This is a genomic window from Paenibacillus sp. 01T431, from assembly GCF_056398625.1.
Map to the genome: position 1 here is coordinate 1 of NZ_JBFTPT010000025.1, position 25,174 is coordinate 25,174.

Annotated in this window: 24 protein-coding genes, 1 rRNA gene, 1 pseudogene and 2 riboswitches; all 26 genes and pseudogenes read right to left on the reverse strand. The window is 45.7% G+C overall.

Annotated features, from left to right (window positions below):
- A 16S ribosomal RNA gene (locus AC1DM9_RS30510) occupies positions 1-146 on the reverse strand; the annotation flags it as partial.
- 316 nt (positions 147-462) lie between these two features.
- The gene (locus tag AC1DM9_RS30515) at positions 463-1,272 is read right to left on the reverse strand and encodes a transglutaminase-like domain-containing protein (protein WP_477511779.1); all 810 of its coding nucleotides are present in this window, start codon (positions 1,270-1,272) and stop codon (positions 463-465) included.
- Between the two features lie 12 nt (positions 1,273-1,284).
- A riboswitch (cyclic di-GMP riboswitch) is annotated at positions 1,285-1,363 on the reverse strand.
- 51 nt (positions 1,364-1,414) lie between these two features.
- Positions 1,415-1,493: riboswitch (cyclic di-GMP riboswitch) on the reverse strand.
- A gap of 167 nt (positions 1,494-1,660) precedes the next feature.
- Entirely contained in the window at positions 1,661-3,181 is a 1,521-nt protein-coding gene (gene lysS / locus AC1DM9_RS30520) for a lysine--tRNA ligase (protein WP_477583893.1), read from the reverse strand.
- Positions 3,182-3,349: 168 nt separating this feature from the next.
- Complete coding sequence (gene greA / locus AC1DM9_RS30525) at positions 3,350-3,826, reverse strand: transcription elongation factor GreA (RefSeq protein WP_076271320.1); 477 nt, start codon at positions 3,824-3,826, stop codon at positions 3,350-3,352.
- 314 nt (positions 3,827-4,140) lie between these two features.
- Positions 4,141-4,350: a tRNA-dihydrouridine synthase gene (locus AC1DM9_RS30530; protein WP_477583895.1), complete on the reverse strand. Its 210-nt coding sequence runs from the start codon at positions 4,348-4,350 to the stop codon at positions 4,141-4,143.
- Positions 4,351-4,361: 11 nt separating this feature from the next.
- Positions 4,362-4,528, reverse strand: a pseudogene (locus AC1DM9_RS30535) (tRNA-dihydrouridine synthase); the annotation flags it as partial.
- A gap of 58 nt (positions 4,529-4,586) precedes the next feature.
- A complete protein-coding gene (locus AC1DM9_RS30540) occupies positions 4,587-4,799 on the reverse strand; it encodes a helix-turn-helix domain-containing protein (RefSeq protein ID WP_054025845.1) in 213 nt (70 codons plus the stop codon).
- Positions 4,751-5,308 carry a 2-amino-4-hydroxy-6-hydroxymethyldihydropteridine diphosphokinase gene (folK, locus tag AC1DM9_RS30545; RefSeq protein WP_477551999.1) on the reverse strand — a complete coding sequence of 186 codons (558 nt, stop codon included), beginning with the start codon at positions 5,306-5,308 and terminating at the stop codon, positions 4,751-4,753. Before folK ends, AC1DM9_RS30540 begins: the two co-directional genes overlap by 49 nt.
- Complete coding sequence (gene folB / locus AC1DM9_RS30550) at positions 5,283-5,669, reverse strand: dihydroneopterin aldolase (protein WP_339205914.1); 387 nt, start codon at positions 5,667-5,669, stop codon at positions 5,283-5,285. Before folB ends, folK begins: the two co-directional genes overlap by 26 nt.
- A gap of 61 nt (positions 5,670-5,730) precedes the next feature.
- Positions 5,731-6,579: a dihydropteroate synthase gene (gene folP / locus AC1DM9_RS30555; protein ID WP_441885219.1), complete on the reverse strand. Its 849-nt coding sequence runs from the start codon at positions 6,577-6,579 to the stop codon at positions 5,731-5,733.
- Between the two features lie 45 nt (positions 6,580-6,624).
- Positions 6,625-7,515: an aminodeoxychorismate lyase gene (pabC, locus tag AC1DM9_RS30560; RefSeq protein ID WP_477583845.1), complete on the reverse strand. Its 891-nt coding sequence runs from the start codon at positions 7,513-7,515 to the stop codon at positions 6,625-6,627.
- A complete protein-coding gene (pabA, locus tag AC1DM9_RS30565; RefSeq protein WP_076271315.1) occupies positions 7,512-8,093 on the reverse strand; it encodes an aminodeoxychorismate/anthranilate synthase component II in 582 nt (193 codons plus the stop codon). Before pabA ends, pabC begins: the two co-directional genes overlap by 4 nt.
- The gene (locus tag AC1DM9_RS30570) at positions 8,090-9,694 is read right to left on the reverse strand and encodes an anthranilate synthase component I family protein (RefSeq protein WP_477583847.1); all 1,605 of its coding nucleotides are present in this window, start codon (positions 9,692-9,694) and stop codon (positions 8,090-8,092) included. Before AC1DM9_RS30570 ends, pabA begins: the two co-directional genes overlap by 4 nt.
- 113 nt (positions 9,695-9,807) lie before the next feature.
- Positions 9,808-10,746, reverse strand: coding sequence for a cysteine synthase A (gene cysK, locus AC1DM9_RS30575; RefSeq protein WP_054025838.1), 939 nt, complete (start codon positions 10,744-10,746; stop codon positions 9,808-9,810).
- Positions 10,747-10,873: 127 nt separating this feature from the next.
- The gene (locus AC1DM9_RS30580) at positions 10,874-11,866 is read right to left on the reverse strand and encodes a peptidylprolyl isomerase (protein ID WP_477583850.1); all 993 of its coding nucleotides are present in this window, start codon (positions 11,864-11,866) and stop codon (positions 10,874-10,876) included.
- A 17-nt stretch (positions 11,867-11,883) separates the two neighbouring features.
- A complete protein-coding gene (gene hslO / locus AC1DM9_RS30585) occupies positions 11,884-12,792 on the reverse strand; it encodes an Hsp33 family molecular chaperone HslO (protein ID WP_477583852.1) in 909 nt (302 codons plus the stop codon).
- On the reverse strand, positions 12,792-13,565 hold the full coding sequence (locus AC1DM9_RS30590; protein WP_076271311.1) for a type III pantothenate kinase: 774 nt from the start codon (positions 13,563-13,565) through the stop codon (positions 12,792-12,794). The genes hslO and AC1DM9_RS30590 overlap by 1 nt, the downstream gene beginning before the upstream one ends.
- On the reverse strand, positions 13,562-14,446 hold the full coding sequence (gene nadC, locus AC1DM9_RS30595; RefSeq protein ID WP_477511770.1) for a carboxylating nicotinate-nucleotide diphosphorylase: 885 nt from the start codon (positions 14,444-14,446) through the stop codon (positions 13,562-13,564). Before nadC ends, AC1DM9_RS30590 begins: the two co-directional genes overlap by 4 nt.
- Positions 14,439-16,052, reverse strand: a complete 1,614-nt coding sequence (nadB, locus tag AC1DM9_RS30600; protein ID WP_477511780.1) for an L-aspartate oxidase — start codon at positions 16,050-16,052, stop codon at positions 14,439-14,441. The genes nadC and nadB overlap by 8 nt, the downstream gene beginning before the upstream one ends.
- A gap of 33 nt (positions 16,053-16,085) precedes the next feature.
- Positions 16,086-17,024, reverse strand: coding sequence for a quinolinate synthase NadA (nadA, locus tag AC1DM9_RS30605; RefSeq protein ID WP_054025832.1), 939 nt, complete (start codon positions 17,022-17,024; stop codon positions 16,086-16,088).
- 350 nt (positions 17,025-17,374) lie between these two features.
- Complete coding sequence (locus AC1DM9_RS30610; RefSeq protein ID WP_076271308.1) at positions 17,375-18,337, reverse strand: ABC transporter permease; 963 nt, start codon at positions 18,335-18,337, stop codon at positions 17,375-17,377.
- Between the two features lies 1 nt (position 18,338).
- A complete protein-coding gene (locus AC1DM9_RS30615) occupies positions 18,339-19,421 on the reverse strand; it encodes an ABC transporter permease (RefSeq protein WP_477583854.1) in 1,083 nt (360 codons plus the stop codon).
- A 5-nt stretch (positions 19,422-19,426) separates the two neighbouring features.
- Positions 19,427-20,971, reverse strand: a complete 1,545-nt coding sequence (locus tag AC1DM9_RS30620; protein ID WP_477583856.1) for an ABC transporter ATP-binding protein — start codon at positions 20,969-20,971, stop codon at positions 19,427-19,429.
- 162 nt (positions 20,972-21,133) lie between these two features.
- A complete protein-coding gene (locus tag AC1DM9_RS30625; RefSeq protein ID WP_441885233.1) occupies positions 21,134-22,189 on the reverse strand; it encodes a BMP family lipoprotein in 1,056 nt (351 codons plus the stop codon).
- A gap of 345 nt (positions 22,190-22,534) precedes the next feature.
- Positions 22,535-24,532, reverse strand: a complete 1,998-nt coding sequence (ftsH, locus tag AC1DM9_RS30630) for an ATP-dependent zinc metalloprotease FtsH (RefSeq protein WP_441912652.1) — start codon at positions 24,530-24,532, stop codon at positions 22,535-22,537.
- Between the two features lie 98 nt (positions 24,533-24,630).
- Entirely contained in the window at positions 24,631-25,170 is a 540-nt protein-coding gene (hpt, locus tag AC1DM9_RS30635) for a hypoxanthine phosphoribosyltransferase (protein WP_339205901.1), read from the reverse strand.
- Positions 25,171-25,174 lie beyond the last annotated feature (4 nt).

A 25,174-nucleotide genomic window follows, 5' to 3' on the forward strand; every position in this document is an offset into this window, starting at 1 on the left:
AGTCTTATAGGCAGGTTACCCACGTGTTACTCACCCGTCCGCCGCTAAGTATCAGAGGTGCAAGCACCTCATCAACTCCGCTCGACTTGCATGTATTAGGCACGCCGCCAGCGTTCGTCCTGAGCCAGGATCAAACTCTCCAAATTGGTGTTTGAAATGCTCATTACTTTTTATCGCTTTTTTCGCTTATCCCGAAGGATTTGCGAGGCAGTTATTACTCGTTGTTCAGTTTTCAAAGAGCAATCTTTTCTCTCTTGTCGACCGTGTATCTCGTTGGCGACCTAGATAATATATCATAGGCGTATATAGCATTGCAAGTGTTTTTTTCATTATTTACGAAAAAGTTTTCAACACTCCTATTTGCCTTCTAATTGCGTAATCGTTGCTTCGCTTCCTCCGCACCTATATTGAAGAAAGACATAAAAAAACGAGCTCTGCGATTTCCGCAAGCTCGTATGACTTCTAATATGTTTTTGTAACTGTATATTGAGCTGCATCCTTGATAAGCTCATACTTTTTCTTGCCCTTCTTTAGACCCGCATCAACAGTCGTATCAATCGTAACCCATTTCCCATCCAAGTACACTTCGTTCCAAGCATGATAAACATCCACATAAGTAGATTGTCCCATCAAGAGCTTCGTAGGGATATCCACGCTCCGCAGCATTGCCGCAAACAATGAAGCGTATCCGTAGCAGATATCCTTTCTCGATTTAAATGTGCGATCAATATTGGGGAGGTAATCAACTGACAGATTAGCAGCTAATTGATTATCATAACTTACATTCGTAATAATATACTCGTAGATTGCCTTTACTTTCTCCATATCCGTTTTTTTATTGCTCGCTAATTCTTTTGCCTTGACGATGGCGCTGCTCGCATTCGACCAGTCAATGTTCTGGATGGAATTCAAGTACAAAACCTTGTTGTCTTTCAAATCAAGCGTCACGGTTTCTTTCTTCGCCAGTTTGTATTTGTTGCCTGTTGTATTCTCTAGAACAGATATCGTATATTCGCCATTGCCAAGCTGCAATGGAAACTTCTCAGCTGTTTTTCCGCCGGTTAGATTATATGTATAGTTTGATGCGCCTTTTGCGATCATAAGCTTCGTTTTCACTTTAGTGTTCACTGCATATTGTACGGAGACAACACCTTTATCTAAATTCCCCGTATTGAGCCAATCAGAAGAGTCCGCTTCATTTGCCTGAACGACCGTTACATGGATGGATGCAAAAAGAACAAAAGCTGCGATGACTAACATAAATTTACGCATGAATATACTCCCTTCGGTAGCTGGCTGCCATCTTACGGAAGGCCCTTTAGCTTTGCGTCCCTACCTTTCGATAGGTTTGCCATTATCGTGTGAAGCGCTTTGTGATGAATTTCCCCTATACAAACAAAAAAAAGCCTGTTCATTCGGTAGCTGGCTGCCATCATACGGAAGGCCCTTTAGCTTTGCGTCCCTACCTTTCRATAGGTTTGCCGTTATCGTGTAGCGCTTTATTAGTTCTATTCTACCATATGAATCTAGCAAATCAATAGATTGTACTACAATATCAATCATAATTTGAATGTTTTTAAGGATTGTTGTTGCAAATTCTCGATATTAGAAAAAAAAGAACCATTGGCTGCTAAAAGCCAAACGGTTCCTTGTTTCTTTCTTATTCAGCAGAACGCTGATCTCTCATATGAGGGAACAACAGTACATCACGAATAGATGGAGCATCTGTTAGAAGCATGATCAATCGGTCGATACCGATTCCTAGTCCGCCTGTTGGCGGCATGCCGTATTCCAGAGCGCGGATAAAGTCTTCATCCATCTCATGCGCCTCGTCATTTCCATGCTCACGCTCAACAAGCTGCGACTCGAAACGCTCACGCTGATCAATCGGATCGTTAAGCTCCGTAAATGCATTAGCATGCTCACGTGCTACGATGAATAGCTCAAAACGATCGGTGAAGCGTGGATCTGCTTCGCTCTTCTTAGCAAGCGGCGAAATAGCAACCGGATGTCCTGTAACAAAGGTTGGCTGAATAAGCGTGTGCTCACCGAACTGTTCAAAGAAAGCGTTGAGAATATGACCAAATGTCATATGCGGATCAACGGCAACTTTGTGTTCTTTCGCCAAACGATGGGCTTCCTCGTCGCTCATTTCCACGCCGAAATCTACGCCAGTCGTTTCTTTGACAAGCTCAACCATGCTGACGCGACGCCACTGAGGTGTCAAATCAATCTCTTGGCCTTGATAAGTGATTTTCGTTGTTCCAAGAACCTCTTGCGCAATATGTGCGATGACATTCTCTGTCAATGCCATAATATCCTTGTAATCAGCATAAGCCTCGTAAAGCTCAATCATTGTAAACTCTGGATTGTGGCGAGTCGAAATCCCCTCATTCCGGTATACACGGCCGATCTCATATACTTTCTCCAATCCGCCTACAATCAGTCGCTTCAAATGAAGCTCGATTGCAATACGCATGTAGAGCTGCATGTCCAGCGCATTATGATGCGTTTCGAAAGGGCGTGCTGCAGCACCGCCTGCAATGGAATGCAGCGTTGGTGTTTCTACTTCTAAATACCCGCGGGAATCTAGGTAGCGACGCATGGATTGAATGATTTTGGAACGAGTAATAAAGGTTTGTTGGACGTCGGGATTCACGATAAGGTCAACATAACGCTGACGATAACGAAGCTCTACGTCTTTCAAGCCATGATATTTATCAGGCAATGGAAGAAGCGACTTTGTCAAAACTTCAATATCACGTGCTTTGACAGAGACTTCGCCTGTATTCGTTTTGAATACAACGCCTACTACGCCAATGATGTCACCGATATCTAGCAAATCAAAAGCTGCAAACTTATGCTCTTCAACGGAATCTTTACGAACATAAATTTGAACCTTGCCGCTCAAATCTTGAATCGTAGCAAAACCCGCTTTGCCCATACCGCGTTTCTGCATAATACGGCCAGCAATACGCACTTCAACCGCTTTTTCTTCTATTTCTTCTTTGCTAAGCCCTTCATAGGCTTGTACAATATCTTCGGCGTTATGAGTGCGTTCGAACTTTCGGCCAAATGGATCCACACCTAACCCTCTAAGCTCGTCCAATTTGTTTCTGCGAATTTGCAAGAGCTCACTTAGCTCCTGCTGTTCATTGTTTTCTTGTTCCACTTCTTTCATCTCCTTGATCATTCGGCAAAAGCAAGCAGCTGTCACCGGATTCATGCAGCAAAATCTCGTTTCGCAATAAAATATAAGCAATGTATAGACCTGTAATATACGTTCTTATATTTTAAACGTTCAAAAAGCTTCCTACAAGGAAGCTTTTTGAACCGCTCATAGCAAACATTATTTTTTGATATCGAGAATTTTGTATTGAATAATGCCGACTGGTACGCTAACTTCAACAACGGTGCCTTTTTTCTTGCCTAGAATCGCTTTACCAACCGGGCTTTCATTTGAAATCTTGTTTTGCAAAGGATCGGCTTCCGCTGTACCAACAATGGAATAATCCATTGTGTCGCCATACTCCATATCCTCAACCGTTACGATCGAACCGATGCTCACGGTATCAATATCAATATCGTCATTATTTATAATACGCGCATTGCGCAACATTTTCTCAAGGGTAAGAACGCGGCCTTCGATAAATGCTTGCTCATTCTTCGCATCTTCATATTCCGAGTTTTCGCTTATATCACCATAGCCAATTGCTACTTTAATACGTTCAGCTACTTCACGACGCTTGACCGACTTTAGGTTCTCTAATTCATCTTCGAGCTTTCGCAGCCCTTCTTGAGTCAGAATGATTTGCTTATCGTTCATCTTTCCGATTCTCCTGTCATGTGACTAATTTTTCATACCTTGTATGAATTCACTGTTACCTAATATATTACGCTTCTTATTCCTCATACCAACTGTTGTTTGAAGCGCTCTTGATGTCTTCGTTAGATTATATTGCACGATTATATTGCAAAGTTACCCTGAATGTCAATCAAAGCCAGACGACCCATTGAAACCGTTTCATTTCTGAAATGTAGAGCAGAAGCCGCATGATAGCGGCTTTTGTCGAATGGTGTCGGCTCGCTCCCGTTACAGGGTAAATCGCATAACCGATCTATTTGTATTTTAGTAAGCGCCTACTTCTGCAGAACCCGCTTCTTTGCTGGAACAGCACTGACAGCTTGGAATTCTTCGTCCTCTCCAAGCGAGTGGACGTAGTTTTCCAAAATCGCTACCATCGGATCACGGCCTGTATGTTCGAGCAGCCTTTTTGCATCCTCTGGTGAGAAAACGTCGCCATTCCCAATTACGGGAATCGATACCGCTACTTTGACATCCTTTATAATGTCCCAATTAGCCTTACCCGTATACTACCATGCAAAATGGCCTTGTCGCTTACCATCTCCGCACATACAAGACCCGTTCCAAACTCCTTGGCAATTAATCAAAGGCAGGATAGCACACGCTTGCCATCGGCGCTAGCACCACTCTGTTCTTCATTTCGATGCCACCGATTTTCAGCATGTCACTCCTTCCTCCTCTTCTAACTGCTTATTGTTCATGTCTTGTGTACCAGACAGCACTATTCACGGTTATCAGACATTAATTCCTCATAGCTGATTCCGAGCGTCTTAGCGATATGATTTAATAACTTCGTATCCGTCTTTCTTGTTCCTCGCTCCAATGAGCCAAGAACGGCCACCGATACGCCAAGCTCCTTGGCCAGCTCCTGCTGAGTATAGCCCTTCAGCTTTCGAAAGGCTCTGACGCGCTGCGCCAATTGATTGTTTTCCATAACGTAATGCCTTCCTTTCCATCCAGAAGCGCTGCTTCAGATACTGCGCTTACCTCGGACTGCAGCCGATGTGTTTGATCCAAAACATCATGCAGCGGAACGAGAACGAACGACCGCTCCATCATACGCGGATGCGGCAAAGTTAATTCCTCTTGATCCATTCTGACATTATCGTATAGGAGCAGATCAAGGTCAATGGTTCTCGGTCCCCAACGAATTTGTCGAACTCTACCGAGCTGCTGCTCGTACTCCAAAAGCTGACGCAAAAGCATTAATGGAGATAGTGTCGTTCGTACAGCTAATGCCATATTGATAAAGGGCGGTTGCTCTGTGTAGCCTACCGGATCAGTCTCATACATGCCTGACACTCTGCTTACCACGATGCTCGGGTGCGCATCGATGAGGCTAATCGCTTCCAGCAGCAGTTGCTCACGGTTTCCCATGTTAGATCCTAAAGCAATATATGCCTCTGCCTGTGCGCCATCAAGCGGGAATTGTTCGTCCATCATTGTCCCGCTTTCTGCGCAGTTCTACCGTTACTCCGTCAAAATGGATATCAAACGGCGGGTTTGGCTTCGTTACTCGAACCGTCACTTCATTTACCATAGTATAAACTTCCAGTACTTGCGATGCAATGTGACCTGTTAAAGCTTCGATAAGCTTAAACGGAGGGCCCTCTACAATCGTTTTCGTGAGAGCGTGGATTTCTGCATAATTCACCGTACTGTTCAAATCATCGGTTAACGCCGCTTGCTCCAAATCCATATTGAGCTCAACATCCACATAATATTTCTGGCCTAGCTTGTTTTCTTCAGGAAATACGCCGTGGTAGCCGTAAAACCTCATCCCTTTGATCAGCATTTTATCCATTATAGTCACTCTCCTAACGATGTACCTTATTTAAAATAAGAAATGGCATTCAACAACACAATTAATGTCGATATAAAATGGCGTCCGTCATAAGTGCGGTACGCTTAATTGCACGCACATCATGCACACGTACGATTTGGCAGCCGTGCGCAATGCCAAGAGCAACCGTAGCAGCCGTTCCCTCAACAAGCTCATCAACAGGCAGATTCAGCGTCTGCTTAATGAAACGTTTACGCGAGGTGCCAAGCAGAACCGGATATCCAAGTGCATGYAGCTCGGATAGACGGCCAAGCAGCTCCAGATTATCCTCATAGGTTTTGGCAAAACCAATACCTGGATCTAGCCAGATTTGATCTTCAGCGATGCCAGCCGTTCGCGCAATGCTTACACTGCCCTGCAAATCTGCAAGTACATCGGGAACAAAATCATTATAGTCTCTCGCATGGCGGTTATGATTGATGATGACAGGACAAGCATATTCAGCTGCAACTGCGGCCATATTAGGGTCGCCCTTAAGCCCCCAAATGTCATTAATGATATGAGCGCCCGCCTCTAGCGCGTGCCGCGCAGTCTCAGCTTTGTATGTATCGATGGATAAAGGAATGTGCGGCAGCGCCTTACGCAATGCCTGAATAACAGGAAGGATACGCCGCAGCTCTTCCTCCACTCCCACCGGTTCAAATCCTGGACGTGTCGATTCACCGCCAATATCAATAATATCAGCGCCTTCCTCCACCATCGCTTTCGCACGGGCAAGAGCCGCATCAACACTCGTATAGCTCCCGCCGTCCGAGAAAGAATCAGGTGTCGCATTCAAAATGCCCATAATCAACGTACGCCCGCCTAGCTCCAGCCTCGTTCCGCTGCCAAACTCATATGCTCTTTTATAGAAATTTGGTTGTTGATCCATTGTTAGACCGCCATCCTTCTTCTTAATGTTACATGATTACAGAGCTTAGATAGCTCCAGCATCACCGTCAATTGTCGTCTGTCGGTAAAGAGTAAGCAATTGCTTCGTAATAGACCCTGCTTGACCGTTGCCGATAACTCTACTCACCCCGCCAGCTTCTGATAACAGAGTAACAGGAACGAGCTCCTGAATGGAATTGGTGAGCCAAATCTCATCGGCCGTTTGCAGCTTCTCCAAGCTATAAAGGCCCTCTTTCGTTTCATACCCTGCACTGCCAGCCAGCTCCAGAACTCGCTCGCGCGTAATGCCCGGCAATATGCCGGTGGCCAGTTCAGGCGTATATACAACATTGTCCTTAGCAAAAAACAAGTTGCTCACGATTCCCTCCGCCAACCATCCTTCTCGGCTGAGCATAAGACCCTCGGCCCCAGGCGCAGCACCACTGGCAAGCAGCTCTCGCTTAGCAATAATATTGTTCATATAATGGAGAGACTTAAAGCGAACCTCACCCTCAGGCGTATTCCTCCTTGTCTGCAAAAGCCGCAGCTCCCGTCCGCGCATATGAACCGCATCATTAACCGGCGGCAAAGCCTTTACAAGCATTAACACATTCGGCTGTTCATAATCTCCTGTCGGCAACCCTAGCTCAGCTTCGCCTGCACTGACGGTTAGTCTTATATAGCCATCTTTTAATTCATTCGCCTCAAGAAGCTCGTTAACGGAGCTGCGCAGCTCCTCCATATTAAGCGAGTACTGAATTCCTAGCTGATCACAGCCTGAGCATAACCGCTTCATATGCCTGTCTAGTAAGTAAGGCTTCCCCTCATAGGTGCGGAAAGTCTCGAACAAACCTATACCGTACAAAAAGCCGTGATCATAAACTGAGATCACGGCTTCGCTCGCATCCATTACGGAGCCGTTCAGTTCGACCTTCATCGCACTGCGCCCGTCCGATTTTGCAAGAAATTACGAAGCATCGTCAAGCCATGCTCCGTTATAATGGACTCAGGGTGAAATTGCACCCCTTCAATTGCATATTCCTTATGACGCAAACCCATAATTTCTCCTTCATCGGTTTCCGCTGTTATTTCCAAGCAATCAGGCAGCGTTTCACGGCGTACGATAAGAGAATGATAGCGAGTAGCGGTAAAAGGTGATGGCAAACCTTCAAACACAGATTTTCCTTGATGATAAATGGCAGACGTTTTGCCGTGCATCAGCTTCTCCGCACGTACCACTTCCCCGCCAAATGCTTGTCCGATCGATTGATGACCAAGACATACGCCAAAAATCGGGATTTTACCTTTGAAATGCTCGATTAGAGATAAACTAATGCCCGCTTCATTCGGTGAACACGGACCTGGTGATATTAGAATATGATCGGGCGCTAATGCTTCGATCCCGGCTAAATCTATTTCGTCATTTCTTTTTACCGTAATATCTTCCCCAAGCTCACCCAAATACTGTACTAAATTGTACGTAAATGAATCATAATTATCGATGACAAGTATCATGTTAAGGCTCCCCCTTTTTCCGTTTCCGCTGCCAAATCGACTGCTGCAAACCGTTCGCTGTACTGAATGGCCTTCCATAATGCCTTCGCCTTGTTTAGCGATTCTTTATATTCCCGCTCCGGCTCAGAATCAATAACGATGCCTGCTCCCGCTTGAATATGAACAACGCCTTCCTGAAGCACCATTGTTCTAATAATAATATTAAATTCCATATCCCCGCTGTAGTCAATCCATCCAAGCGAGCCCGTATACGGTCCTCTACGTGTCGGTTCAAGCTCTTCTATGATTTCCATTGTGCGAATTTTTGGAGCACCTGTAATCGTTCCTCCGGGGAAGGTAGCCGATATAACATCGTAAGCATCTTTTCCGTTTGCAAGCTGTCCTACTACCTGAGAAACAAGATGCATAACATGCGAATATTGTTCAATAACCATAAACTCTTCGACCTTAACCGTACCATAGGTTGAAATCCGCCCAAGATCGTTCCGCTCCAAGTCAACGAGCATAATATGCTCCGCCCGCTCCTTCTCATTCGTGAGAAGTTCGTCAGCCAGGCGCCGATCCTCTTCCTCCGTTCGCCCGCGTCTACGCGTTCCAGCTATCGGTCTTGTGATCAGCTTGTTATCATTGAGCTCAACGAGAAGTTCAGGGGATGCAGATACAATCTGAAAATCAGGACAACGCAGAAACCCCATATATGGCGATGGGTTAACTAGTCGAATCCATTCATAAAGCTCTTCCGGCGCAGCCGCAATCGCTTTGCTCTGACGAACGGACAAATTCACTTGAAAAACGTCACCCTGCTCAATATATCGCTGAATGCTGCGAACAGCGTCCATGTATGCTTGCTTCGAGAAAGGCGATGTGATGCCAGTAATCGAATCCACATCCAATTGCAGTAAATCGTCTGTCAACAAGCGCTGACGTTCTGCTCGAAGCGATATCGCCTTCGCCTGGGCACGCTCTTCATCAAACCAGGTTAACCAGTAGTCGGTCATCCCTTCCGCTCTAGATGAAGCACGGTCATAAGCAGCACGCAGCTCCTCTTGATCCGCATCTTGATCTACTTTTGAATGGACAGCACAATACACTTTTGATTGCTCATGGTCGATTATCCATATCTCATTCATTTGCATGAATAAATAATCGGGAATATCCTGATTATCCTCGGCTAGCACCGGTAATCGTTCGATCGAACGGATGACATCGTAACCCCAGAATCCGATACAGCCGCCAACCCACTTAGGCCCATTCTCAAGCTTCGGCCCCAGCAAACCGCTCATCCATTCTCTCACAACCTCAAGCGGCTTACCTTCCCAGCGGCGCTTGCTTTGCTCCTCTAGCGAATGGAATTGTATCGACTCTGCTTGCACCCCTTTTCCACGGATAACCCCGTCAGGATGCAATCCCAAATACGTATATCGTCCGTCCTTGCCGCTTTCTAGTACAAAAGCATGCGGCGAAGCGTCCTGCCATACTTCTTCCCATGACGTTACGTTCGCCCGATTACCGAACTCAAAGGGTAATTCTTTAACGAATGGCAGCGTCGTATATTTCTGTTCGGCGTGCCACCGAGTCCATTGCTCTATCGCGGTGATCATCACCTTCAACCCCCGAATACTTGACTTATTTTGCTCAGTATACAGAATAGCTAAGTAAAAAGAAAGCCTTCCATTCCGAGGAATGAAAGGCTGTTCGATATAGGCAGTAAAAATTAGTTTTCGAAGTTGAACAGCGGTGTGGAAAGGTAGCGTTCGCCGTTGCTTGGAACAATCGCAACAACACGTTTTCCTTCGCCAAGCTCTTTCGCAACTTGCAATGCCGCATAGATCGCTGCGCCAGAGGAAATTCCGCAAAGAATGCCTTCTTCTTTCGCTGCACGACGAGCGTATTCAAACGCATCTTCGTTCTCAATTGTAATGACAGCGTCGTAGATATCACGGTTCAAAATATCAGGAACAAAGTTTGCGCCGATACCTTGAATTTTGTGAGCACCTGGTTTGCCGCCAGAGAGGATCGGTGAAGCAGCAGGCTCTACCGCGTAAATTTTAATACCGTCGAAGTTTTTCTTAAGCACTTCACCAGTACCTGAAATCGTTCCGCCAGTTCCGATACCGGCAACGAACGCATCAAGCTTACCATCAAGGGAATTGATCGCTTCGACGATCTCAGGACCTGTCGTTTCGCGGTGAACCTTAACGTTTGCTTGGTTTTTGAATTGTTGCGGCAGGAAGTAGTTCGTGTTCTCAGCAGCTAGTTCTTCCGCTTTGCGAACAGCACCGTTCATACCCTCAGAACCCGGCGTCAATACAAGCTCTGCACCGTAAGCGCGAAGCAGGTTGCGACGCTCAATACTCATCGTTTCAGGCATAACAAGAATAGCCTTATAGCCTTTTGCAGCTGCTACAAGTGCTAGTCCAATTCCTGTATTTCCACTAGTAGGCTCAATAATAGTATCGCCTGGTTTTATGATTCCCTCTTGCTCAGCTACCTCAATCATACTGATTGCAATACGGTCTTTTACACTTGCACCTGGATTTTGATATTCAAGTTTCACATAAACTTCTGCACTGCCCTCAGGCACGAGACGGTTTAAACGAACAAGCGGAGTGTCACCGATAAGATCTAGAACACTTTGTACAATTTTGGCCATGGAAATAACTGCCTCCTTATTCCGACTAATTCAGTTGGTATTTTCACTAATTACATCTTAACAATCTCTTGCATCCGTTGTCAATAGTGACTTTAACGCTCCAATGAAAACGCAGCACCGGGCAAAGCTATTCTGTTTTCACAGCATCATATTTCTCTAGCAGCTTATCCTCAATTTTGGTAAATGAGTCTGCACGTTCAAGCGCCAGCTGCTTGCGTACGGTATCTTGCAGCCTGCCGCCCGACATATTCGTTGTCATTTGGCGCTCGATAAGACGAATAACCGCATAACCCCCATCTACCTTAATCGGACCAGCAATTTCAGCTACCCGCAAACGACTGGCTGTTTCCATCATTTCGCGGTTATAGAATGGGTCATCTTTATCAATCAAGCCGAGATCACCGCCTGTATCTGCTGTAAAAGAATCAATGGAATAGGAATGTGCCATCTCAGCAAAATCCTCGCCATCCGATAAAAGCCCCATCACGGATTTAGCTTCCTTCATCGTCTCCGTTATAATCCATTGCAGATGCAGCTGCATTTTCTCATCAAATTCCTCAGGATGATCGGTTATATAGCGTTCAACCTCTTCATCTGAAACATGAATGCTTCGCACGACAATTTTCTCCAGAAGCAAGCGGTAATGCAAGTCCTCCAACACCTGTTCCCGGCTCATGCCTAATTGCTCTTGCATGACTTCAAAAAAACGTTCTTCACTATCGTAGCCTTCAATCATTTTATCAAGCTCACGGCTTTGCTCTTCTGCAAGTATGCTTAGCTCAGAGGCTGCAGCTTCTAAATCAATCGCTTTATGAACCATTAACGTGCGCAGAACGGCAGCTCCATATTGCGAATGAAGCTCACCTTCCAAATCTGCAAGCGTAATGTTTTCCTTGCCCACTTTAGCGATAACACGACTACCATCCGATTGATTTGTTGGTGTTTGGCCTGGCTTGCTCGGTTCAGCCGTTTCTTCCCCACTGCCGACATTCGTTGGCTGCTGATTATCCAGCTGTCGATCATGACCCGGCCACACTCTAATTACGACGACTACCGATAATACCACCATGCATACGGCTTGAAGGATGACAACGGCCTTCAGCACCTCGTATTTCCTCATTGCCCTAATGCCTCCGATTATTGGATCGGCTTTGGTTTCGCTTGTTCAAGCAGCAGCTTTAGCTGAGCCCGTTCAAATGTATACGCTTCGTTGCAAAATTGGCAAACGACTTCCGCTTTTCCATCTTCATCAATAATTTGTTGCAGCTCATGCTCACCTAAACTGAGAAGTGTCTGCTCTACACGCTCGGAGGAACAGAAGCATTGAAACTTCAAGTCCATCGTATCGTGAATGTGAAGGTCACCATCTTCCCCTACAATCCGGCGCAGCAGCCCCTCCGGTGACTCTCCTTGATCAAGCAAGGTCGTTACAGGCGGCATCGTTCCAACCGCTTGCTCCAGTTTTGTAATCTCATCGTCCGTCAAACCAGGCATAAGCTGAACGATAAACCCGCCGGCATGCAGCACCGAGTTATCCGTATCTACCAAGACGCCAAGACCAACCGCCGAAGGCGTCTGTTCGGACACCGCGAAATAGTATGTGAAATCCTCGCCGAGTTCACCCGATACAATCGGAATACTGCCACGGTATGGTTCCTTCATCCCTAAATCCTTTGTAATATGAAGATAACCAGTGCGTCCAACAGCTCCGGCTACGTCAAGCTTACCCATTGCGTTGCTTGCCAAATGAACTTCAGGATGATCAACGTATCCGCGAACCTCTCCGTCTGCATTGGCATCAACAACGATCTGGCCGATTGGACCGTCGCCCTTTACTTGAATCGTCAGTTTTTCTTGCCCTTTCAGCATAGCGCCCATAATAGCACCTGCTGTTAATGTACGCCCTAACGCTGCTGTAGCCGTTGGATATGTACCATGCCTTTGGCGAAGCTCTTCAACAAGCTGAGTCGTGCGAGCCGCGAACACTCGAATCTTGCCATTCCATGCCGTCCCTCGCACCAGCACGTCCTTCAGCTGATTTTCCATCAAAATCCCTCCTGATTGCGTTCATATATAATTCTCAATCCTTCAAGTGTGAGCAGCGGATCAACCTCTTCTATCGTTTCCGATTCAGCAGCGATTAACTCAGCTAAGCCGCCGGTTGCGATTACACGTGGTGTGACACCAAATTCTGTGCGTATCCGTTTAACAATACCGTCAACCTGTCCTGCGTATCCAAAAATAATGCCAGCCTGCATCGATGTTACAGGATTGCGTCCAATGACACTTTTCGGCTTCACAAGCTCAATACGCGGCAGCTTAGCGGCGCGCTGATAAAGCGCTTCGGTAGAAATGCCGATCCCCGGAACAATGGCACCGCCCAAGTAATTGCCGCCTTCATCAATATAGTCAAAGGTCGTTGCTGTACCGAAATCAACAACAATAAGCGGTGAGCCGTATTTTACGATGCCCGCCACCGAATTGACGATCCGATCAGCCCCAACCTCACGCGGATTCTCATAGCGGATGTTTAATCCGGTTTTGACGCCAGGCCCTACGACTAGGGGAACTTTACGCAAATATTTGAGACAAAGCTGCTCGAGTGTCCGCATCAACGGTGGAACAACCGATGAAATAATGACGCCTTCCATTTGTTCCAGCTTCACGCCCGCATAATGAAACAGATTATGAATGTTAATGCCGTATTCATCTACTGTAGCAGAACGATTGGTGCTCAGCCGCCAATGGTGCAAAAGTTCTTTTCCTTTATAGATACCTAGCACAATATTCGTATTTCCAACATCAATGACGAGGATCAAAGCGACTCCCCACCCTTCTTCTCATTCAAATCCAAGCTAATATCGAGCGCATGGAAGGAATAAGTCAATCCGCCTACCGAAATGACATCAACGCCGCTAGCTGCGATACCTTTAACGGTTTCTAAAGAGACACCGCCAGATGCTTCTACGATAACGTGAGGAGAAGCTGCTTTAATTCGAGCTACACATTCCTTCATCAAATCTGTAGACATATTGTCCAGCATAATAATGTCTGCGCCACAAGCAAGTGCTTCGTCCACTTGCGCTAACGATTCTGTCTCTACTTCAATCTTCATTGTGTGTGGAATTTTACTGCGCGCAGCTTCAACCGCAGCACGAATGCCGCCAGAGCCTTTAATATGGTTATCTTTAATCATAACTGCATCGTATAAACCAAATCGGTGGTTAGCGCCGCCCCCCACACGCACTGCATACTTCTCCAGCATCCGATGGCCTGGGGTTGTCTTGCGAGTATCGACAAGCCGAACCGGCAATCCTTCAAGCGCATCGATGAAAGAACGTGTCTTAGTCGCAATGCCAGACAGCCGTTGCATTAAGTTAAGCGCAAGTCGCTCTCCGGTTAATAGGCTATGCGTACTGCCCTCTACGGTGGCGATAATCGTACCCTTGTTTACATACTCGCCATCCTGTACTTTGGAATCAAAGACAAGTGACGAATCAACAACCTCAAATACGAGCTTCGCAATCGGAAGCCCTGCAATTATACCGCTTTCCTTCACATGAATAACGGCTTTGGAACGCGAGTCCCTTGGAATCGTCGTTTCGGTCGTAATATCCCCACTGCCTATATCCTCTGCAAGCCATCCGCGAATTTGCTCACGCACTGCCGCATTATAACCGCCTGCCATCCATTCAAACATCCTCTATTCGCTCCTCCGTCAATCCATATAGACGGTGTAACACCGTATGCTTTCTCCACATTGCATCATCGCGTACCGGGAAATCCTCACGGAAATGCGCTCCACGGCTTTCCTCCCGAGAGAGTGCAGCTTCCGTAGTCAGCAGGGCACAGGTGAGCAGATTAGCAAATTCGTATTCCTCACGCCCCGTCAGAACGGATTGATAGATAGGCAACTGCCGTTTCAATTCCTCAAGACCCTTCATAAGACCACTTGCATCGCGGCGCAAGCCAGCGTAACGGACCATAATCTTTTGCAGCTTAAGCCGTCTTTCTACGACAGCTTGGATTGATGTACTGCTCCGTTCTATCTCATTACTAATATTAGGCTGAATCGTAAGACTCGGAAGCTCATCGATTCGTTTTACAATTCTTCTGCCAAATACAATGGCCTCGGATAGCGAATTGCTCGCTAATCGATTAGCGCCGTGTACACCTGTTGAGGATACTTCGCCGCAAGCGAATAAACGCTTTATATTCGTTTCCCCATTTAGGTCGGTTTTCACTCCGCCCATCATATAATGCATAGCTGGCGCAACCGGAATCCAGTCCGACGTCAAATCGAGGCCGTATTTTAAGCAATATTCATATATAGTAGGAAAACGGTGCTTTACCATTTCCGGTGATTCATGTGTAATATCAATATAAACGAAGGTCGATTTCGTCTCTTCCATTTCACTGACGATGGCTCTCGCCACAACATCACGCGGTGCCAGCTCCAGCTGCTCATGGTAGCGTTCCATGAAGCGCTCTCCTTTAATATTACGAAGATACGCCCCTTCGCCGCGCACAGCCTCTGATATCAAAAACCTTGGCGCGCCTGGATAACATAGAGAGGTAGGGTGGAACTGAATAAACTCGACATCCTGTATGTATGCCCCTGCTCGATAAGCCATCGCAATGCCGTCTCCTGTGGCAACCTCAGGATTTGTCGTGTAACGGTACAACTGGCCAGCCCCGCCTGAGCTTAAAATGACGGCTTTGCCTCTTACAAACAACCGCGCACCGCTTGGCTTCTGTACAATGACACCACAGCATTCGCCGTCCTGTGTAACCAAATCAATAACAAAATGGTCGTCCCAAACTTCGATCTTAGGATTGGCAATAGCCGTTTCGGACAATGCTCGTACGATCTCGAAACCAGTAGCATCCCCGTTAGCATGCAAAATACGCCGCTGGCTATGCGCTCCTTCCTTCGTAAGCGCAAACTCGCCATTCTCCAGATCGAATTGCGTCCCCATCTTTATTAAGCTGCGAACACCTTTGGGTCCCTCATGAACGAGTACATCAACCGCTTCATTAGAACATAAGCCTGCACCCGCTACGAGTGTATCTTGTCTATGGTAAGCCGGCGAATCCTCATCCGAAATAACCGCAGCGATACCGCCCTGCGCATAACGCGTATTGCTGTCGAGCAGCGATTTTTTCGTAATCATGAGGACAGAATTGTTTTCACTTGCTCGTATAGCGGTAAAAAGACCGGCAATGCCGGCCCCAATTACAATCACATCTTTTTCTATAACAGGCAGCTCACTTAACTGCACATCGACTAAATATCTAGGAATCATCATTGGCTCCTCCAAGCGTAGAAGCAGCGCATACTACTTCACGAGTAGCATGCGCTCCAAGGATAAACGGGCTTGATCTGCAACATGTGGCGGTACGTAGATTTGAGGCTGCATCGTTTCCAAGCATTTCACTAGTTTCTTCAAATTATTTACTTTCATGTTAGGGCACACCAAATATTTAGATGCAAAATGAAAAGTTTTACCTGGGCTGTCTAAACGAAGCTGATAGCCAGTGCCATCTTCTGTTCCCACGATAAATTCTTGGCAATCTGATTCTTTACAATATTTAATAATAGCGGTTGTACTGCCTACAAAGTCGCCTAGCTCAACGACTTCAGGACGACATTCCGGATGCACAACGAATTGCGCATTAGGATATTTCGCTTTCATTTCTTCTACGTCTTTAACCGTCAGCATATCGTGCGTATTGCAGTAACCTTCCCAGATAATCATTTTCTTATCGGTATTCTGCTGCACATAGTGGCCTAGGTTCTTATCTGGTACCCAGATGATCTCGTCGCCTTCAACCGAATTGACAACTTTAACCGCATTTGCCGATGTGCAGCAAATATCAGTCTCCGCTTTGATCTCAGCAGACGAGTTAATGTAAGTAACGACCTTTGCATTCGGGTGCTGCGCTTTCAGCTTACGCAAGCCATCAACACTTACCATGTCGGCCATCGGACAGCCCGCACGCTCGTCGGGAATGATAACGGTTTTATTAGGAGCCAAAATTTTTGCGCTCTCACCCATAAAGTGAACGCCGCAAAAAACAATAACTTCAGCATCCGTTTGTGCAGCCTTCTGCGCAAGCAGGAAGGAATCTCCACGGAAATCAGCTACCTCTTGAATTTCATCACGTTGATAATAATGAGCTAAAATGATAGCATTCCGTTCTTTCTTCAACTGTAACAACCGTTCACGCAGCTCTCGGTTTTGCTCCGCCTTGCGTTCCAGTGCCAGTGCTTCCACAGTAGATCCTCTCCTCTTATGAGGGATGGGCGATAACCCATTCCGTTATACGGCAAGCTGAACTTTGTGAATTGATGCACAAACTTAGAAAGTCGCTTACCTATAGTTTAAACCAAAAGGGATAAATTCATTTGATTAAGTTTTAATTTACACGCGGTAGATGCTACTGTCAATGCGTTAAAGGCCTTTTTAAGGCAGCAATTTAAAATAAATTATTTTGATCGCTGTATCTCACTCACATTCTTCGTAAATGAACCTTTTTTACTATATAATCGCGACCTCCGTCATCACTTGTATTAGCAACGAAATAAAAAAAGTCTCTCTCCGCGATGGAGAGAGACCATATTGAATTATCTTTTTGCTGGATCGTAAGGTTGACCAAGTGCTGAGGGCGCATTTGAACGACCAACAGCTCCTGCCAAAACGATCAATGTCAAAACGTACGGCAGCATGTAGAAAAATTCAACTGGAATATGCTGCGAGAATTCAAAGCGCTGTGCAAAGCTTCTAAGCGCCTGAGCTAGACCGAAGAACATTGCTGCTCCTACAACGCCAAGCGGATTCCATTTGCCGAAAATCAGTGCTGCGAGCGCAATAAATCCTTGCCCAGAAATCGTATTATGCGCAAAGCTGCTAGTCGTCGTCAACGTAATTGTCGCACCGCCAAGGCCTGCAAGCGCGCCGCTGAGCAATACGCCGATATAACGGTATTTCGTTACGCTAATACCAACGGTATCCGCAGAGCTCGGATGTTCGCCCACCGCACGCAGACGCAAGCCAAATGGCGTATGGAACAAGACGAAATAACTGATTACTGCGATAGCTAGGACAATATACGTCGTCGGATACGCGGTGAAAATAGCTTTCCCGAGCAACGGAATATCAGATAAATAAGGTATTTTCACTTTGTGGAACACATTAGCCAAAAGCGGCGTTTGACCTGATCCATCATAAATGCTTTTGGTTAGGTAAAGCGCTAAGCCAAGCGATAGAATGTTAATAACGACACCGACGACGGTTTGATCCGCACGGAACGTGATCGTTGATATCGCATGCAATAAAGCAAATAACGTACCATAAATAGCTGCAGCTATAAATCCAATCCACGGTGAAGCACTGCCTAACCCAGCTTGTATCGCATACTCCGTTGCAACTGCCGCGGCGAACGCCCCTGAAACCATCAAGCCCTCTAGTCCGATGTTCACAACACCTGAGCGCTCTGAGTACATACCGCCAAGCGCTGTAAAAATGAGTGCGGTGGAGAACACGAGCGTTGTATTAATAAGTTGTCCAATGATGTCTAGCACGTTCATCCTACACCGCCTCCTTCCGCTTGCTTGCACGTTTATTTAGAAAAGGCTTTAAGAACCACTTCACCAATCCATGCGAAGCAACGAAGAAAATAACGGCGCCGATTACGATACGCACGACCTCAGGAGGAACACCCGCACCAAAGCTCATGCCTGCTGAACCGTAGCTGAGTCCACCGAATAAGATTGCACCAAGGAATACACCAATCGGCGTATTGCCGCCAAGGAGCGCTACCGCAATACCATCAAACCCATAGCCCGGAGAAGCGGCCATAACGGTCTGGTTGCCGAACACGCCTAAAATTTCAAACACGCCGCCCAGACCAGCGAATACGCCGCTTATAAACATCGACTTAACCATCGTTACGTTAACGTTCATACCCGCATATAACGCTGCATCCGGATTATGTCCAACAGCACGAAGCTCATAGCCTTGTTTCGTACGCCATAACACGAAATAAAATACAACGATACAAATGAGCGCAACGATCGTACCCCAGTGCATACGAGCGTTGTCTGTCAATTTAATAAGCCAATCAATTTTCACCATAGCTGATTCATGAACCGGCATCGACTTCTGCTGGCCTTTCTCAACAAGAAACTTCGCAATGATAAAATTGGAGAGGAACAATGCGATCCAATTCAGCATGATGGATGAAATAACTTCATTTACTCCACGCTTCGCTTTCAAGTAACCAGCAATACCCGCCCATAGGCCACCGAATACAGCACCCGTAATTACAGCTAGAGGCGCATGTATATACCATGGCAGGTCAAGCAGCACGCCTACGATTGTCGCGCCAGTCATGCCCATTACAAATTGTCCCTCAACACCGATATTGAATAGACCTGTACGGAAAGCAAAGGAAACGGCTAAACCTGTAAAGATCAATGGTGTAATTGCTCGAACCGCTTCTCCCATATTGTAAGGAGTGCTAAACAGCTTATTGATTAAAGAAGTGTACGCTAGAATCGGATCGTACCCTCCAGCAAGCATGGCAATGGCGCCAACCACAAATCCAAGAATGATTGACACAATTGGAATAAGGATAGACGATTTATTAAATATTTTTTTCAAGGTTTCCATATACGCTATCCTCTCCCCTCTGATGCAGGTACAGCTATTTTGTTACCAGCCATCATAAGTCCAAGCTGCTGATCATCTCTTTGCTCAGCATCAACCTCACCCATTAGCTTGCCTTCATACATGACCGCAATTCGATCGGACAGTGCATACAGCTCATCAAGCTCAAATGATACGAGTAAAATCGCTTTTCCTTCGTTACGAGCTTGTACCAACCGCTTGTGCACAAATTCGATCGCGCCGATGTCGAGACCGCGTGTAGGCTGAACCGCAATTAACAAATCAGGATCTTTATGAAGCTCCCGTGCGATAATAGCCTTCTGCTGGTTTCCTCCAGACAACTGACGAGCATGCGTATGAATACCTGATGAGCGAACATCAAATTCGTTAACAAGCTTTTCAGACAGCTTGTCCATGCTGTTGTAATCAATAAACATGGAACGGCCGAATTCCGGCTCAAAATACGTATTCAAAATCATATTTTCACTAACTGAGAAATCTAGCACCAGCCCATGCTTATGCCGATCCTCTGGTATATGCCCTACTCCCGCAACCGATATTTGGCGCGGAGAATGATTCGTCATATCCTTGCCATTCAGCTTAACGCTGCCGCTGTCCAGCTTGCGCATACCTGTTATAGCGTAAATGAGCTCGCTTTGCCCATTGCCATCAACACCGGCTATGCCAAAAATCTCTCCTGCACGAATGTTGAAGCTCGTACCATCCAGTACATTTTTGCCTTGATCACCTTTCATCTGCAATCCATCCACAGATAAAATAACTTCGCCAGGCTCGTTCTTCGTCTTCTTCACCTCGAAGGATACGTCCCTGCCGACCATTAATTCCGCAAGCTGCTGCTCATTCGTCTCATCTGTAGTTACTGTCTTGATAACCTTGCCGCGTCGAATAACGGTTACAGCATCTGCAAGAGCCATTACTTCTTTCAATTTATGCGTAATGATAATAATCGACTTTCCTTCAGCAGCCAGGTTGCGAATGATTTCGATTAGCTCCTCAATTTCCTGCACCGTCAAAACAGCTGTCGGCTCATCAAAAATAACGATTTCGGCGCCGCGGTACAACGTTTTCAAAATTTCAACACGCTGCTGCATGCCTACTGTAATATCTTTAATTCGCGCCTGAGGGTCTACATTCAGACCATAACGTTCGGATATCGCCCGAACCTTCTCATTAGCGAGCTTGTAGTCGATTTTCATACCTTTGACAGGCTCATTGCCAAGCACAATATTTTCTGCAACGGTAAAAGGCTGTACGAGTTTGAAATGTTGATGAACCATTCCGATGCCAAGGTCAATTGCTTTAGAGGCACCCTCAATGACTGTTTTCTCACCATTAACCCAAATCTCGCCCTCGTCCGGTTGATATAGTCCGAACACAATGTTCATTAAGGTCGATTTTCCTGCGCCATTCTCGCCAAGCAGCGCATGAATCTGACCTTTCTTCAATTCAAAATTTATGGAATCGTTAGCTACCAATCCGGGAAACCGCTTTGTAATTCCCTTTAACTGTACAGCCGCCTTGCTCCGGTCCATTCCTCATCATCTCCCCGGTTTTTACTGCTTCAATATGCATAAAAAATTTGACATTAAAAGCACTTACTTATCCCAACAAAGAACAAAGACCGGCCGAAGCCGGTCTTGTCTGATTCATCAACAAACGATCCTCAATCAAAGGATACCATTGAATGGAGAAAACTATTCAGTAGGTACTTTAATTTCGCCGCTAACGATTTTTGCTTTGTATTTCTCTACTTCAGCAAGAACATCAGCTGGAACGTTTTTCTTAGATGTTTCTGGCAAGCCTACTGCATCGTCTTTCAAACCTAGCTCTTGTACAGTTCCGCCAGCCCATGTTCCAGCGAGTAGATCTTTGGATACTTTATGAACAGCAGTTTCAACGCCCTTCATCATGGACGTTAGTGTAATTTCATCACCGAACTCAAGTGATTGGTCCTTATCTACACCAATAACCCAAACGTTTTCACCATTGTCTTTACGCGCTTTACCTTCATTGAACACACCATTGCCTGTAGCGCCAGCAGCGTGGAAAATAATATCAGCACCGCCATCGTACATTGTTGATGCAGCCAATTTACCAAGGTCAGGTTTACCGAAGTCACCTGCATAGTTAACTTCAACTTTTACATCCGGTTTAACTGCAGCAACACCTGCTTTGAAGCCTGCTTCGAATTTCTTGATAACCGGAATCTCCATACCGCCAACGAATCCAACTTTATTTGTTTTTGTCATCAAACCTGCAACGACACCAACAAGGAAAGATCCTTCGTTTTCAGCGAAAGTAATAGAAGCAACGTTTGGCGCTTCAACTACGCTGTCAATTACTGCTAGCTTAGCATCTGGATTTTCTTTAGCCACTTTGCTTAGTGCATCATTAAACAAGAAACCGATACCCCAAGTAAGGTCATATCCTTCTTTAACGAAGCTGTTTAGGTTCGGCTCCATGTCTGCTTCGCCTTTACTTTCCAAGAACTTCGTTTCCGCACCAGTCTCAGCACTTACTTTCTGAAGAGCTTCCCATGCGCTTTGGTTAAAGGATTTATCGTGTACGCCGCCAACATCAGTAACCATACCAATTTTTTTGCCTTTTCCAGTACCATCGTTTTCAACAGCAGGCGTAGTACCTTTATCTCCGTTCGTGCCACCCTCGTTGTTTTTCTTGCCACCGCAAGCTGACAACACTAGTGTCAACGCGATCATCATTACAAGCATAAAGCTAAATGTCTTTTTCATGCGTGTTTTCTCCCCTGCTCTAATTTTTGTGTAGCTTGGCAACCCCTGTTACATTCTTATTCTTGCTGATACTGGTCGCTATTATTTCATTATAGTTACAAAAAAATAAACGTCAATAACTTATGTCAGTTTAAGTGACATAAAAACGTTATGACCGTCATCATGTAACATCTATGTAACGTATGACCAATATAGACAAAACCTCCATGTGAGCATTTCTGTTTTTCATCTGAGGTTTATACACGTATTATAGGCTAAATCCGAACATTAATAAAGAAAAAAATAGTCGCCCGCTACTCTATACAAGTAGCAAAGCGACTATCGTTAACAAATATCCATAAAATACTATTCGTTCTTATCTGGATCTTCTGTTAGATCACGTTTCTCAAGGTTCGGAGCTTTCGCTTCGTCCTGATCACGAGTTTGGATGCGCACCTTTACGTCTCCAACCGTCTCAATAATAGGCTCGGTTGTCGGCTCATTTGTTTCGACTGCATCAGTAGAAGGACCGCCTTCCAAAGTACCAGTCTCAACCAAACGTTTGATTTGATCCATTTCGAGCGTTTCTTCATTAAGCAGCGTTTGAGCAATCAAATGCATTTCTTTGCTCTTCTCTGTTAATAGCTTCTTCGCACGATCATAACAGCCTGTAATAATGGATTGCATTTCTTGATCTATCTCGTATGCAATGGCATCAGAGTAGTTCTGCTCATGTCCAATATCACGTCCAAGGAATACTTGGCCTTGTGAACTGCCGAATTGCATCGGTCCAAGCTTATCACTCATACCGTATTCCATAATCATACTGCGTACGATGCCTGTCGCTTGTTTAAAGTCGCTATATGCACCTGTACCAATTTCACCAATAAACAGTTCCTCTGCTACACGGCCTGCAAGCAAACCAGTGATTTTGTCCAGAAGCTCCTGTTTCGTTACAAGCATACGATCTTCTTTTGGAAGCATGATGACATATCCGCCAGCACGTCCGCGAGGAATAATCGTAACCTTATGCACCATATCCGCATGCTCCAAGAAGAAACCTGCAATCGTATGGCCTGCTTCATGGTAAGCAACAATACGTTTCTCACGATCACTGACAACACGGCTTTTCTTCTCCGTACCAACAATGATTCGGTCAATCGCATCATCAACTTCAACCATGGCGATATCTTTCTTATTACGACGGGCAGCTAAGAGCGCTGCTTCATTAAGTAAGTTTTCTAAATCAGCACCACTAAAGCCTGTTGTACGTCTTGCGATAACTTCAAGCTTAACATCCTTGGATAACGGCTTATTGCGCGCATGTACTTTAAGCACCGCTTCACGGCCCTTAAGGTCTGGACGGTCAACCGTAATTTGACGGTCAAAACGGCCTGGACGCAGAAGCGCTGGATCAAGGATATCCGGACGGTTTGTTGCTGCAATAATAATAATACCTTCGTTAGCACCAAAGCCATCCATTTCAACGAGCAATTGGTTGAGCGTTTGCTCACGTTCATCATGTCCGCCGCCTAGACCAGCGCCACGTTGACGACCTACCGCATCAATCTCATCGATAAAGATGATACAAGGAGCATTTTTCTTCGCGTTCTCAAACAAGTCGCGTACACGGGATGCACCGACACCGACAAACATCTCTACAAAATCAGAACCGGAAATGCTGAAGAACGGCACGCCCGCTTCGCCTGCTACTGCACGTGCAAGCAATGTTTTACCTGTACCCGGAGGACCAACAAGCAATACGCCCTTCGGTATACGAGCGCCTACTAAATTGAATTTCCGCGGGTCCTTCAAGAAGTCTACAACCTCAACGAGCTCTTGCTTCTCCTCGTCTGCGCCTGCGACATCTTCGAATGTAATCCGCTTCTTCTCATTATCGTATAGCCGCGCTTTGCTCTTGCCAAAGTTCATAACTTTGCCGCCGCCGCCCTGAGCTTGATTCATCAAGAAGAAGAACAGGACAAAGATGATGACAAACGGAATAATGGAGGTAAGGAATGTAAGCCAAATGCTTGGCTGATCCATTTCCTTCGTCTCATAAGCGAATCCATACTGCTTCGACCATTCAGCGATCTTAGGCTCAGCGCTAACGCCGGTCCTTGATACGAATTGATCGTTTTCTGCATCCGCAGGTTTCACTTTATATTTTCCGGAAACAAAATAAGATTGGTTCTCGTACTTAACACTTAACTCTTTAACATTCCCTGACTCAATTGCTGCAACGAGTTCATCGTAACGCAATCCAACGGTCGTGTTATTTTGGCTGCTGATAAATTGAAAAATCCCAACGGTCACCAAAAAGATAATTAAATAAAAACCAGTATTACGGATGATCCGATTCATCCCCAACCTCCTCTCAGACGCTTAAAATATTTTACCATATCATGACTTTCCATAACAATAGAGGTGTACGGAGAAGGGCATGTACGGGTGAATCGCAATTATTTTTGATAAACTTGCGGCTTCAAAATACCAATATAAGGGAGATTACGATATTTCTCTGCATAATCCAGTCCATAACCGACAACAAACTCATCAGGCAGTGTAAAGCCTTTATAGTCTGCTTCCAATTCAACTGTACGGCGAGCAGGCTTATCGAACAAAGTTACAACTGTAACAGACTTCGCATTGCGACGCTCTAGCACGTCAATTAGGTAACTAAGCGTCAATCCGCTGTCGATAATATCTTCAACGATTAGAACATCTCGGCCTTCGACAGATACATCGAGGTCTTTAATAATTTTGACAACGCCAGATGATTTCGTGGATTGTCCGTAGCTAGATACAGCCATAAAATCAATTTCAAGCGGCACTGTAATTTCCTTAACCAAATCAGCCATGAAAATAAACGCGCCTTTCAAAACACAAATAACGAGCGGATTACGCCCATTAAAATCTTTACTCAGTGTTGCACCAAGTTCCTTAACCTTCTCACCAATTTGCTGCGCGTCGTACAATACTTCTTGAATATCGTTCTGCAAGTGT

Bases quoted from the DNA above. Each gene is read 5' to 3' on its own strand.
- AC1DM9_RS30570 (WP_477583847.1), bottom strand. From the start codon at position 9,694: ATGATCACCGCGATAGAGCAATGGACTCGGTGGCACGCCGAACAGAAA.
- folB (WP_339205914.1), bottom strand. From the start codon at position 5,669: ATGGATAAAATGCTGATCAAAGGGATGAGGTTTTACGGCTACCACGGC.
- AC1DM9_RS30625 (WP_441885233.1), bottom strand. From the start codon at position 22,189: ATGAAAAAGACATTTAGCTTTATGCTTGTAATGATGATCGCGTTGACA.
- folK (WP_477551999.1), bottom strand. From the start codon at position 5,308: ATGATGGACGAACAATTCCCGCTTGATGGCGCACAGGCAGAGGCATAT.
- hslO (WP_477583852.1), bottom strand. From the start codon at position 12,792: ATGGAAAATCAGCTGAAGGACGTGCTGGTGCGAGGGACGGCATGGAAT.
- AC1DM9_RS30610 (WP_076271308.1), bottom strand. From the start codon at position 18,337: ATGAACGTGCTAGACATCATTGGACAACTTATTAATACAACGCTCGTG.
- AC1DM9_RS30580 (WP_477583850.1), bottom strand. From the start codon at position 11,866: ATGAGGAAATACGAGGTGCTGAAGGCCGTTGTCATCCTTCAAGCCGTA.
- pabC (WP_477583845.1), bottom strand. From the start codon at position 7,515: ATGAAGGTCGAACTGAACGGCTCCGTAATGGATGCGAGCGAAGCCGTG.
- pabA (WP_076271315.1), bottom strand. From the start codon at position 8,093: ATGATACTTGTCATCGATAATTATGATTCATTTACGTACAATTTAGTA.
- AC1DM9_RS30615 (WP_477583854.1), bottom strand. From the start codon at position 19,421: ATGGAAACCTTGAAAAAAATATTTAATAAATCGTCTATCCTTATTCCA.
- AC1DM9_RS30515 (WP_477511779.1), bottom strand. From the start codon at position 1,272: ATGCGTAAATTTATGTTAGTCATCGCAGCTTTTGTTCTTTTTGCATCC.
- nadC (WP_477511770.1), bottom strand. From the start codon at position 14,446: ATGTTTGAATGGATGGCAGGCGGTTATAATGCGGCAGTGCGTGAGCAA.
- greA (WP_076271320.1), bottom strand. From the start codon at position 3,826: ATGAACGATAAGCAAATCATTCTGACTCAAGAAGGGCTGCGAAAGCTC.
- lysS (WP_477583893.1), bottom strand. From the start codon at position 3,181: ATGAAAGAAGTGGAACAAGAAAACAATGAACAGCAGGAGCTAAGTGAG.
- nadB (WP_477511780.1), bottom strand. From the start codon at position 16,052: ATGATTCCTAGATATTTAGTCGATGTGCAGTTAAGTGAGCTGCCTGTT.
- AC1DM9_RS30540 (WP_054025845.1), bottom strand. From the start codon at position 4,799: ATGGAAAACAATCAATTGGCGCAGCGCGTCAGAGCCTTTCGAAAGCTG.
- AC1DM9_RS30620 (WP_477583856.1), bottom strand. From the start codon at position 20,971: ATGGACCGGAGCAAGGCGGCTGTACAGTTAAAGGGAATTACAAAGCGG.
- ftsH (WP_441912652.1), bottom strand. From the start codon at position 24,532: ATGAATCGGATCATCCGTAATACTGGTTTTTATTTAATTATCTTTTTG.
- cysK (WP_054025838.1), bottom strand. From the start codon at position 10,746: ATGGCCAAAATTGTACAAAGTGTTCTAGATCTTATCGGTGACACTCCG.